This is a genomic window from Pseudonocardia sp. DSM 110487 (assembly GCF_019468565.1).
Classification (GTDB): domain Bacteria; phylum Actinomycetota; class Actinomycetes; order Mycobacteriales; family Pseudonocardiaceae; genus Pseudonocardia.
Genome location: NZ_CP080521.1, coordinates 8,503,386 through 8,515,136, shown reverse-complemented (window position 1 = coordinate 8,515,136; position 11,751 = coordinate 8,503,386). Strand labels below are relative to the sequence as shown.

Here is an 11,751-nt window from a genome sequence, read left to right as displayed (position 1 = left end):
GGCGCGAATGCCGACGCCCCGCGTCGGGAAAGGCGCCGGTCTGGTGATCACAGGCTGATGCCGGATCGGCCCGGCCCGTGTCGCCCGGCGCGCGCGTTCTCGGGTGGCACGCCCGGTCGACGGGGTGGCTGGCCGGTGACGAGGTGCGTCGACTGGCACGGGTTGCGCCGGTGTCGGCGGCTCCGCCGTGCCCCTGCACCGAACGGATGAGCCGTCGATCGGCATCCGGAGTACCGGCGCGCCCATGCGTTACCTACCTGAGATCCCACACAGCGATCACCCGTAACAGGCGTCGCGGCGTCTACGACTGGCATCACGGGCCTCAGCCGGGGGTGGGCCCGGCGCTGCGAAGGGCGATGCGAAGAGATTCCGCCGCTCACGACGCCCGGCGAGGGGACAAAGGGGGGGACCGACCACGTGAGCTCTGATCTCCGTACCGGGGAGTCCGTGGCAGCGACGTCGAGCAGCGCCCGTGCGGCGTCGGCTCGCGTCGCCGGCCGCGCAGGGGACCCGATCAGCGGGTGGGAGTCGCGGTACCGGGCCGCCGCTGTCGTCACCGACTTCATCGCCATCACGATCGCCGTGCTGGTCGGGTTGGCACTCGGCCTCGGGACTCATGTCCCCGAGTTCGGTGACGTCTCCCCGAGCGTCGGGATCGTCGCGGGCTCGTTGATGGTCTGCGCGCTGATCGCCACAAGGGCGTGGGACCCGCGCATCCTCGGCCACGGCGCCGAGGAGTTCAGCCGCCTGATCCGCGCGGTGGTCACCAGCGCCGTCACGCTCGGCCTGCTGGGGCTCGCCCTCGAGGCAACGGCCCCTCGGCCGTGGGTCTTCGGGCTGATGCCGATGGCAGGCGCGTTGGCCGCCGGTGGGCGGCTCGTCCTCCGGCTGCGGCTCTACCGCATGCGAAAGCAGGGCCGGTGCACGCTGCCGGTGCTCGCGGTGGGCACGATCGAGGCCGCAACAGACCTGATCATCCGGACCCGCCGCGACACCAACAGGGGGTGGACGGTCACCGGGGTGTGCACGCCAACGGGCGCGGCGCACCACGGGGCGGAGGACATCCTCGGTGTCCCGGTCGTGGGCGACCTCGACGGTGTGGCCGATGCCGCACGCGAAGGCGGCCACCGGGTGGTGGCGGTGTGCCCGACGCCGGGTTGGACTCCGCGCCGGCTCCACCAGCTGGCGTGGAACCTCGAGGACATGGCGGCGGCCGAGCTCGTCGTCGATCCCGGTCTGATGGAGGTGGCCGGGCCTCGGCTGCACGTCGATCCGGTGGACGGGCTGCCATTGCTCCGGCTGACGAGGCCGACGTTCGCAGGCGTCTCGTGGGTCACGAAGCACGTCGTCGACCGGCTCGGCTCCGCGTTGCTGCTGATCATCGTCGCTCCGCTGCTGCTCGCCATCGCGATCGCGGTTAAGCTCGACGGTGGCCCGGTCCTCTTCCGCCAGACGCGGGTGGGGCGCCACGGCCGCCGGTTCTCGATGCTCAAGTTCCGCACGATGGTGGTCGACGCCGAGCAGCGGCTCGGCGAGCTGCGCCCGGACAACGACGGCGCCGGACCGCTGTTCAAGCTGAAGCACGACCCGCGGGTGACCCGGGTGGGAGCGGTCATGCGCCGCTACTCGCTCGACGAGCTGCCGCAGCTGGTCAACGTCCTCATGGGCTCGATGTCGCTCGTCGGCCCGCGGCCGCCGCTGCCGAGGGAGGTCGCCACCTACGGGCGCGACGCCCAGCGCAAGCTGCTGGTCAAGCCGGGGCTCACCGGGCTGTGGCAGATCAGCGGACGAAGCGACCTGTCGTGGGAGGAGTCCGTCCGGCTCGACCTGCGGTACGTCGAGAACTGGAACCTCGCGCTCGACGCGCTGATCCTCTGGCGGACGTTCGGCGCAGTCGCCGGCACCCGTGGCGCCTACTGACGCCCAGAGCCGGGTGGAGTAATGCCCGGCGATCACCACACGAGTAGTTCATCCGGATCTCCGCGCTCGGATGCGTCGGGGAAGCACTTTCCACACGAGAAGGGCGGCTAATGAGCCCGCTGCAGCAACACACCGTGCGCGTCCTCCGGCGGTGGCCGGTGATCGTCGTGCTCGCGCTGGTCGGGGCGGCGACGTCGGCGGCGTGGTTCTTCACCACGGCGACCACCTCCTACACGGCGACGGCGGCGCTCTCGACGCAGTCGTCCGAGCGCGGGCCCGAGCAGGACGCGGTGCTGGCACTCGGTTACGTCGACTATTTCAACCAGGAGAGCTACCAGGAGCTGCTGCGACGTGAGGCGGGGATCCCGGCGAACGTCACACTGGCGGCGATGACGGGAGCGACCAGCCCGATCCTCTACATCACGGCGACCGGCTCCGACGAGCAGGCGGCGCGGACCGCGGCAACCGCCGCGACCGACACCTTCCGCAACGACGTGCGCGAGAGCCTGATCGAGGACCGCCGCCGGACGGCGGAGGACATCCAGGCGGAGATCGACCGCAACTCGGCGGAGCTCGTCGGTCCCGAGGTGCTCCAGGACGTCCAGGTCAACATCGTGCTCGACCAGATCCGGTCCCTGCAGGGACGGCTCACCGACGTACTCGCCGACAACACGAACCACCTGAAGCCACTGCAGTCCGAGCCCGGCGTGGCGAGCTCGAGGGAGAGCCCGCTCGTCGCAACGGCGACGGGTGCGGCCGGTGGAGCGCTGCTCGGCGTGCTCATCGCGCTGCTGCTCGTCGCGACCGACTCGCGGGTGCGCAGCGGGGTGGACGTGCCGGCCCGGCTCGGCGTCGAAGTCCTCGCGGACATCGCCCGCGTCGCGCCCGCTGAGCGGGCCCGGGTGGTGCGCAACCTCGCCAACTCGCTGCGCCGCGGTGTCGGGGCGGAGCGCACGGTCGTGGCGGTCGTGGCTCCGCACGGCAGTGCGGCGGCGCGGCGGCTCGCGCGTGAGCTCGCATCGGCCGCATCGGCCCGCCGCAGGCAGGCGGTGCTGGTCCGCACCGACCTGACGACGCCCGACATCCGGCCCGGCTTCCTGGACGCGCTCGCCGACAGGGCGGAGGCGCGGGACGCGCTCCTCGCCGGGTCGGATGGGGTGCTCGTGCTGCCGGTCGGTCGCAAGACCGGCGACGGGGCCTGGTCGCTCGTGGCGCCCGAGCAGGTGAGCGAGATCCTCGACGAGATCGCCGGCGGCAGCCCGCTCGCCGTGCTCGACGCGCCGCCCCTGCTCGAGGCTCCGGAGAGCCAGGTCGTCTGCGCGGCCGCCGACCGGGTGCTCCTCGTGCTCGAGGGCGACACGACGTCATGGGCCGACGCGCGCGAGGCGCTCCGGCTGCTCGGACAGGTGGACGCACACGTCACCGGGGTCGTGCTCGACAAGCCGCACTTCGACAGCCCTCGTGAGGTGCTGCACCCGCGGAACGCCGTCCAGGACACCTACGGAGACACCACGGCCGACAATGCCGGGGACCGGTACGCATCGACCGAGATGAACGGCGACCCGTCCACGCGGAGTGCTGTCCCCACCCCGCGCCCGCAGCCGTGGGCCACCGTCCCGGTCGGCGCCGCTTCCGAGAACCACAACCAGTCGCAGGCGGACGTCCCGGACCATGGCTGACGCGTCCACGCTGACCGGCACCGTCCGGCGCGGCGCGGAACTGCTCCGGGTGAACGCAGCCGCGATCGTCTCGGCGCCCGCCTTCCCGGTGCGTGCCGCTGTCGGCGCCGGGGTGCTGGTCATCGTCGGTGTGGTGTTCGCCGGGCCGGTCAGCGGTCCGTCCGGGCTGCTGTTCGTGGCCGTCGGACTGGCGATGGCCGCCCTCGTGCTGGGCTCGCCGACGGCGGCCATGCTCGTGCTGGTCGTCGCGAGCTTCACCCGGCTGGCGATCGAGGTTCCCGCGCTCCCATCGGAGCCGATGGTCTTCGCGCTGCTGGCGCTGATGATCGCGGCAGGAGTGGCGGCCGTGCGCGGCACCCTGCGGTTCCGGTTCGGGGTCATCGAGGCCGCCATGGTGGCCTACCTGCTGTGGAACCTCGTCTCGACGGTGTGGCCGCACGAGCTGCCCCCCGTCGAGCCGGGGACCGGGGCCGTCGTCCCCGTCCTGCGCTTCATCATGACCGGCACGTTCATGCCGTTCCTCGCCTACGTCGTGGCGCGCGTGGCGTTCCGGTCGGAGCGGTCGATCCGGCCGGTGCTGTTCCTGATCACCGTGCTCGCCGCGTATGCCGCTGCGACGAGCATCCTGCAGTTCACCGGGCCCACCGCGCTGGTCTGGCCGCAGTACATCCTGGAGTCCCAGACGTGGGAGGGCCGCGCGGTCGGCATCTTCAACCAGCCGGTCGTCAACGGCCTGACGATGATCGCGGGCTTCGTCACCGCGATGTTCCTCGTCAGGGAGCGGTCGCTGCGCCCGGCGGTGCGGGTCGCGGCGCTCGTCGTCGCGGGTCTGTGCGTACCGGGGATCTACCTCACCCACACCCGCGCGGTGTGGCTGGTCTTCGGAATCGCCGTCCTGATGTGCGCGATCTTCGCCGCGGGCGCGCGCGCCGGTTTCGTCCTGACCCTTGCCGGCGCGCTCGCGTTCGTTGCGGTCACGTGGACGACGTTCACGAGCAGCGACCGCGCGGCGGGCGGGATCGGCTCGACGAGTGAGGTCGACGACCGACTCAACGCCATCGCAACCGCCCTGTGGGCGATCGAGCAGAAGCCGCTCCTCGGCTGGGGTATCGCGCGGTTCGCCGCCCTGAACACCTACTACCACCAGGTCTGGGCGCCGGACGTCGATTTCCAGCGCGGGTACGCGATCGCGTCACACGAGAACGAGCTCGGGATCGCCGCCGAGCTCGGCATCGTGGGGCTGGGGCTGTGGCTGGTCGTGCTGCTCGGGGTGACGTGGAAGCTGGTGTCCCTGATGCGGCGGATGCCGGTCGAGGGCCTCGCCGGCCGGCGGCTCGGCCTGATCGCCCTGACCGTGCTCGGGACGTGGGTCGTCTGCGGTCTCACCGTCGACCTGCGCTACTTCGACTTCGCGAACCTGCTGGTGTTCCTCCTGATCGGCGCGGCGGTCGGGGCCGCCGAGCCGGCCCGGAAGCCGGTGGCGGTCCCGTGAGGCAGCGGGCGCTCGTGGTCTCCACGAGCATGCGGACACGGGGCGGTGTCGCCAGCTACGTGCGCATGCTGCGCGGAACCCCGCTGTGGGAGACGTGGCGGGTCGAGCACGTCACGTCCCACCGGGACGGGAGCCGGGCGATCAAGGTGGGCACGTTCGCCCGCGCCATCGCGCACTACATGGCCGCTCTGCTGCTGCGCAGGCCCGACCTCGTGCACCTGCACATGGCCTCGAACGGCAGCTTCGTGCGCAAGGCCACCCTGTTCTGGCTGGCATGGGCGGCGCGCGTTCCGGCCGTTGTGCACCTGCACGGCGCCGAGTTCCACCTGTTCCACGACCGGCTGCCGCGGCCGCTGCAAGCGGTCGTGCGCGCCACCCTGACCCGGGCCGCCGTCGTGGTGGCCCTTGGTGATCGCTGGGCGCGGGAGCTGGCCGCGATCGCCCCTGCGGCCCGGGTGGTGCCGGTGCCCAACGCCGTGCGGGTGCCCGCTGCTGCGGCGCGCCGCCAGGGCGCCGCGCCCCACACCGTCTTCCTCGGCGAGATCGGCGACCGCAAGGGCGCCTTCGTGCTGATCGAGGCGTGGGCCCGGCTCGCACCGGGCACCCGCCTGACGCTCGCGGGTGACGGCGCCGTAGACCGCGCAAGACGCCTGATCGCGGAGCACGGACTCGAGGGCTCGGTCCAGGTGCGGAGCTGGCTGCAGCCGGCACAGGTGGGAGAGCTGCTCGCCGACGCCGACGTCCTCGTGCTGCCGTCCCGCAACGAGGGGCAGCCGATGGCCGTGCTCGAGGCGATGGCGCACGGCCTGTGCGTCGTCGCGAGCGAGGTGGGGGGCATCCCCGAGCTGGTCGACGACGGCCGCACGGGCCTGCTGGTTCCGCCGGACGACGTGGAGGCGCTGGCCGCCGCGCTGCGGAAGGTGCTCGCCGACGACGGGCTGCGCGCCGCGCTCGGTGCTGCCGCACGGGAGCGGGCGCTCGAGGAGTTCGACGTGGACGTCGTATGGCGCCGGATGGACACGATCTACCGAGGGGTTGCGGGGCGATGGGTGTGACGTGGTGGCGGAGAGCGCCGCGGCGGGTGGGCCCGCTGCGCGTCATGTTCGTCGTGCCCGACCTGGGTGTGGGCGGGGCGGAGCGGCACGTGGTGACGCTCGCGCCCGCGCTCGATCCGCACGAGTTCCGCGTGACGGTCGTGTGCGTCGGCGACGAGGGCGAGCTGTTCGGCGAGCTCCGCGGCACGCACGTGCCGGCGCGAGCCCTGCACAGCCGGACCCGCCCGGTGCGGGCGCTCGGCGCGCTGATCCGTGCGATGCGGGCGGAGCGGCCGGACGTCGTGGTCACCCGCGGCTACAACGCCGAGGCACTCGGCCGGATCGCCGCGGCGCTCACCCGGGTGCCGCGCTCGGTCGTCTGGGTGCACAACGCAACCGACATCACGCCCCGCGGCCGGGTCCGGCCCGTGGTCGACCGGCTGCTCGAGCCGGTGACCAGCGCCTATTACGGGGTCGCGCACGCGCAGCGGCCCTACCTGGTCGACCACCTCGGCCACCCCGCGGAGAAGGTCGAGATCATCCACAACGGCGTCGACCCCGCCCTCTTCGCGGCAGGTGAGCCTGCGGGGACGAGGACGATCGGGATCGTCGCCGTGCTGCGGGAGGAGAAGGACCACCGGACCCTCCTGCGCGCGATGCGGATGGTGGTCGACGAGGTTCCCGACGCGAACCTGGTCGTGATCGGCGACGGGCCGCTCCGGGGGGAGCTCGAGGACCTTGTCCGTCAGCTCGGCATCGCCGGCAACGTCACGTTCGCCGGATCGCGATCCGACGTGGCCGCGCTGCTGCCCACGCTCGACGTGGCCGTCCTCAGCTCCACGACCGAGTGCTTCCCGATGGCGGTGCTCGAGGCGATGGCGGCCGGGGTGCCGGTCGTCGGCACGGCCGTTGGCGGCGTGCCGGAGATGATCGAGGACGGGGCCACCGGATACCTCGTGCCGCCACGGGACTCACGCGCGATGGCCGACGCGCTCGTGAAGATCCTCCGCGATCCGTCGCGGGCGGCGGAGATGGGCCGCGCGGCCCGCGACCGCGTGCTCGCGGAGTTCACGCTCGGTCGGTCGGTGGCCCGCGCGGGCGCTGCGCTGGCACGGACGGCCGGGCGCAAGCCCGTGCGGCTCGCCATCGTCCTCGACCAGACCGCGGTGGGCGGCGCCGAGCGGCTGCTGCTCGACCTGTGCCGACGGTTCGACCGGTCGATCGTCGAGCCGAGGCTGGTGTGCCTGCGCGCCGATGGCCCCCTCGGCGACGCGTTCCGCGATGTGGTGCCGGTCGAGGTGCTCGAACGCACGGGCCGGTTCGACATGCGGACGCTCCCGCGGCTGGTCCGCTCGCTGCGCGCCGCCCGCACCGACGTCGTGCTCGTCGCCCACCACAACCGGGCGGCGCTGGCCCTCGGGCGGGTCGCGGCGCGCCTCGCCGGGGCGGCGAACGTCGTCGCCGCGCACGACATGGACCTCACCCGCGTCGGTGGGCGGGTGCTCCCGCGCCACGTCGTCGAGACGCTGTTCCTGTCCCATGCCCTCGTGCTGCTGGCCCCCAGCCAGGGGCACTACCTGCACGACGAGGAGGGGGTCGGGCGGTTCCCGTGGCGCAGCGCGCCGGAGGTGGTGATCCCGAACGGGATCGTCGTCGGTCCGCGGCCTGGCGCGGCCGACCGGGCCGAGGCCCGCCGACGGCTCGGGCTCGACGATGCGGACCTGGTGATCGGCATCGCCGCCCGGCTGAGCCGACAGAAGGCGCACCACGTCCTGCTGCGGGCCGTGGCGTTGTTGTCCGCGAACCGGCCGCGCCTGCGCCTCGTCGTGATCGGCGGCGGACCCGAGGAGCCCGCGCTCCGGGCGCTCGTGGCCGAGCTGGGGATCGCGGAGCACGTGTTGTTCACCGGCGTCCGCGACGACGTCCGGGAGCTCCTGCCGGGCTGCGACGTCACCTGCCTGTCGTCGGTGCACGAGGGCGCGCCGCTCGTGGTGCTGGAGTCGATGGCCGCGGGCGTGCCCGTCGTCGCGACGGACTGCGGGGCGGTGCGCGACCTGATCGCGGACGGCAGGGACGGATACGTCGTGCCGGTCGGGGACCCGGCCGCCCTCGCCGGCCGTATCGGCAGCCTGCTCGACGACCCGGCGATGCGAGCCGACATGGGCGATCGGGCGCGGCGGCGCGCGGAGGCCGAGTACTCGATCGAGCACACCGCGGCGCGGTTCCAGGAGCTCCTCACGAGGCTGGCGGTCCGATGAGGCGACAACGGGTGCTGATCCTCGTCGAGAACCTCTCGGTCCCGATGGACCGGCGGGTGTGGCAGGAGAGCCGAGCGCTCGTCCGGGCCGGGTACGAGGTGGTCGTCATCTGCCCGATGGGCGGCGCGATGGACACCGAGCCGGAGGCCGTGCTCGAGGGTGTGCGGATCCTGCGCTACCCGCTGCGCGCGGCGACGGGCGGGCCTACCGGGTACGTCCGGGAGTACGGGCTCGCACTGTGGCACACGCTTCGGCTCGCCCTGCGGGTGCGGCGGGAGGGCCCGGTCGACGTCGTGCAGGCCTGCAACCCGCCCGACCTGCTGTTCCTCGCGGCGCTGCCGCTCATGGCCGCCGGCGCGCGGTTCGTCTTCGACCACCACGACCTCGTCCCGGAACTGTTCCGCTCCCGCTTCGGACGCGGCCGGGCCCTCCTCGGGGTCGCGAAGCTGTTCGAACGCGTCACCTTCGCGCTGGCCGACGGCGTGATCAGCACGAACGAGAGCTACCGGCAGATCGCGCTCACCCGCGGCCGCAAGGCGCCCGGCACCGTGCAGGTCGTGCGCAGCGCTCCCGACCTGTCCCGGTTCCGCCCGCGCGAGCCCGACCCGGGGCTACGCCGCGGCAAGCGGTACCTCGCCGCCTACCTCGGGGTGATGGGCCCGCAGGACGGGGTCGACGGCGCGCTGCGCGCGCTCGCCCACCTGCGGCACGACCGGGGCCGCGACGACCTGCACACCGTGCTCATGGGTGGCGGGGACGACCTCGACGACCTGATCGCCCTCTCGCGGGACCTCGGCCTGTCCGACTGCGTCGAGTTCACCGGGCGGGTGCCCGACGAGTTCGTGCAGCGCTGCCTGTCCACCGCGGACGTCTGCCTGTCACCGGACCCGAAGAACCCGCTCAACGACCTCTCCACGATGAACAAGGTCGTCGAGTACATGGCGATGGGCAGGCCGCTGGTCTCGTTCGAGCTGCGGGAGGCGAGGGTCTCGGCGGGCGAGGCGGCCGCCTACGCCCCCGCCGGTGACGAGCGGGCGTTCGCGGCGCTGCTCGACGAGCTGCTCGACGACCCCGATCGCCGCGCGCGGATGGGCGCGATCGGCCGGGCCCGGGTGGCCGACCGGCTGTCATGGGAGGTGTCCGAGCGCAACCTGCTCGACTTCTACGAGCGGCTGCTGAATCGGCGGAGGACGAGGGTGACGGTGAGATGAAGCGGCTGGGCTGGTACTGGTCCCGGGCCAGGGCCATGAGCGCGCCCGAGGTGGCGTGGCGGGTGGGGCGCCTCGTGTCCGAGACCGCGGCGCCCGTGCTGCGGCCCGCGCAGCGGGACGCTGACTGGGAAGTCACCTTCGCGGGGTTCCGTGACGCCATCGGCAGGCCCGTGCTCCTCGACCGCGCCAGGGCCGCCGACCTGGCCCGCCGGTTCCCGGCCGAGGCCGCTGCCGTGGTCGCGGCGGCCGACGAGTGCCGCGCAGGCCGGTTCGCGTTCTTCGGGCAGGAGCCGGTCGACGTCGGGCCTGGGCCGATCGACTGGCTGCTCGACCCGCGCACCGGCTTCCGCTGGCCCGCCGTACCGGCCAAGCGGCTCGACCACCGCACCGCGGCAGCCGACCCGAAATGGATCTGGGAGCTCAACCGGCTCCAGCACCTGCCGTGGCTCGCCCAGGCGTGGCTCTTCACCGGCGACCGCGCCTACGCGGACGCGGCGCTGGATCAGCTCGACGGCTGGCTGGAGCAGAACCCGGTGGGCAACGGCATCGCATGGCGGGGGGCGTTCGAGGTCGGGGTGCGGGCGCTGTCGGTCACGATCGCGCTCCAGGGCCTTCGGGACGCCCCGTCGCTGACCCGGGAGCGGTACGCGCGGGTCGTCGCGATGCTGAGCGAGTGCGCGCCGCTGCTCTGGCGGCAGCGCTCGCGGTTCAGCTCCGCGAACAACCACCTCGTGGGCGAGATGGCCGGGCTCGCCGCCATCGCGATCCTGCACCCCGAGATCCCGGGGGCGCGGCGCTGGGAGGCGAGGGCGCTCGCGGTGCTGGCCAGAGAGGCCGAGCGGCAGATCCTGCCGGACGGCGCAGGGGCCGAGCAGTCCACCGTGTACCAGCTGTTCTGCTCCGACCTGTTCCTCGTGCCTGCGGCCCTGCTGCGGCTGCGAGGTGACCGGGTCCCTGAGCCCGTCCTCGACGGGCTCAGGCGCGGCGCGCGCTACCTGCGGGCGCTCCTCGGCGACGGCGACCCGCTGCCCCGCTACGGCGACGACGACGGCGGCATCGCCCTTCGACTGCTCCCGGACCAGGTTCCCGACGTACACCGGCACCTCGCCGCGGTCTCCGCCGTGCGCGGCGAGGCACCCGCCGACCTCGCCGCTGCCTGGCTCGGCGGGCCGCCGGAACGCGGTGCCACGTCCCCCGCCCCGGCCGCGCGGGAGCTGTACGCGCCCGATGGCGGGCTGGTGGTCATGCGCCGGGACGACCGCAGGATCACCGTGGACGTGGGGCCGCTCGGGTACCTGTCGATCGCGGCTCACGGCCATGCCGACGCCCTGTCCGTCACCGTGACCGCGGGCGGCCGCGACCTCGTCGGCGACCCGGGCACTGGCAGCTACTACGCCGAGCCGGGGTGGCGCCGCGCCTTCCGCGGCACGCGGGCGCACGCCACCGTCGCCGTCGACGACGAGGACCAGTCGGTCCCGGGCGGCCCGTTCCTCTGGGTGCGCCACGCGAACACGACCGTGCGGTCGGTCGACCTCGAGCACGGGATCGTCGAGGCCGAGCACGACGGCTACACGCGGCTCGCAGAACCCGTCACGCATCGGCGGTACGTCGTGGCGCCCCGGGGGCAGAACTCCCTGCTGGTCGTCGACCTGCTCACCGGCGAGGGCGAGCACCGCATCCGCACCGCGTGGCCATTGCACCCCGAACTCGACGTGCGGACGGCCGACGGCACCCACTTCGTCACCCGGGACGGACGGCCCGTGATGCAGATCGCGACCTCGGTCGGCGAGCCGTGGTCCGCGCGCGGGGACGAGGAGACCCGGCTCGGGTGGTGGTCGCCCCGGTTCGAGGCGTGGGAGCCGTCCTGGCTCGTGGGCACGGTGCTCGAAGCCGCACGGCTGCCGGTGGTGGCGGCGACCGTCCTGACGGTGTCCGAGCACGCCGCGCCCGTCGTGGAAGGGCTCTCGATCGACGGGACGGACGTGATCGAGGTGAGCTGGACCGAGCGGGAGGGCGACGCGCAGGTGCCGCGGTCGGTCACCCTCGACCCCCGCTCCCCGGGGGCCGTGACGGTCCGCACCCCTGTGACCGGTTGATCAGGTTACTGCGCGCCGAGCGCATCGGCGTCGCCGACGACACGCCGGAGGGAAGGCGCGA

General features: G+C 73.4%; 7 protein-coding genes. All 7 read left to right on the top strand.

The genetic code is table 11. From position 1 onward, the window contains the following. Window positions 1-447: 447 nt before the first annotated feature. The 7 genes from K1T35_RS39805 to K1T35_RS39775 all read left to right on the top strand — a co-directional run bounded on the left by K1T35_RS39805 (window position 448) and on the right by K1T35_RS39775 (window position 11,690). Complete coding sequence (locus K1T35_RS39805; RefSeq protein WP_220256854.1) at window positions 448-1,920, top strand: sugar transferase; 1,473 nt, start codon at window positions 448-450, stop codon at window positions 1,918-1,920. Window positions 1,921-2,030: 110 nt separating this feature from the next. Further along, window positions 2,031-3,599: a hypothetical protein gene (locus K1T35_RS39800; RefSeq protein WP_220256853.1), complete on the top strand. Its 1,569-nt coding sequence runs from the start codon at window positions 2,031-2,033 to the stop codon at window positions 3,597-3,599. Then, on the top strand, window positions 3,592-5,091 hold the full coding sequence (locus tag K1T35_RS39795; protein ID WP_220256852.1) for an O-antigen ligase: 1,500 nt from the start codon (window positions 3,592-3,594) through the stop codon (window positions 5,089-5,091). Before K1T35_RS39800 ends, K1T35_RS39795 begins: the two co-directional genes overlap by 8 nt. Then, window positions 5,088-6,146: a glycosyltransferase family 4 protein gene (locus K1T35_RS39790; protein ID WP_220256851.1), complete on the top strand. Its 1,059-nt coding sequence runs from the start codon at window positions 5,088-5,090 to the stop codon at window positions 6,144-6,146. The genes K1T35_RS39795 and K1T35_RS39790 overlap by 4 nt, the downstream gene beginning before the upstream one ends. After that, window positions 6,137-8,383, top strand: a complete 2,247-nt coding sequence (locus K1T35_RS39785; protein WP_220256850.1) for a glycosyltransferase — start codon at window positions 6,137-6,139, stop codon at window positions 8,381-8,383. The genes K1T35_RS39790 and K1T35_RS39785 overlap by 10 nt, the downstream gene beginning before the upstream one ends. After that, entirely contained in the window at window positions 8,380-9,594 is a 1,215-nt protein-coding gene (locus tag K1T35_RS39780; protein WP_220256849.1) for a glycosyltransferase family 4 protein, read from the top strand. Before K1T35_RS39785 ends, K1T35_RS39780 begins: the two co-directional genes overlap by 4 nt. Continuing rightward, complete coding sequence (locus K1T35_RS39775; protein WP_220256848.1) at window positions 9,591-11,690, top strand: alginate lyase family protein; 2,100 nt, start codon at window positions 9,591-9,593, stop codon at window positions 11,688-11,690. The genes K1T35_RS39780 and K1T35_RS39775 overlap by 4 nt, the downstream gene beginning before the upstream one ends. The last annotated feature ends 61 nt before the right edge of the window (window positions 11,691-11,751 follow it).

Excerpts from the sequence above, each read along its gene's own strand:
- K1T35_RS39800 (WP_220256853.1), top strand. The coding sequence starts at position 2,031 with ATGAGCCCGCTGCAGCAACACACCGTGCGCGTCCTCCGGCGGTGGCCG.
- K1T35_RS39795 (WP_220256852.1), top strand. The coding sequence starts at position 3,592 with ATGGCTGACGCGTCCACGCTGACCGGCACCGTCCGGCGCGGCGCGGAA.
- K1T35_RS39785 (WP_220256850.1), top strand. The coding sequence starts at position 6,137 with ATGGGTGTGACGTGGTGGCGGAGAGCGCCGCGGCGGGTGGGCCCGCTG.
- K1T35_RS39780 (WP_220256849.1), top strand. The coding sequence starts at position 8,380 with ATGAGGCGACAACGGGTGCTGATCCTCGTCGAGAACCTCTCGGTCCCG.
- K1T35_RS39775 (WP_220256848.1), top strand. The coding sequence starts at position 9,591 with ATGAAGCGGCTGGGCTGGTACTGGTCCCGGGCCAGGGCCATGAGCGCG.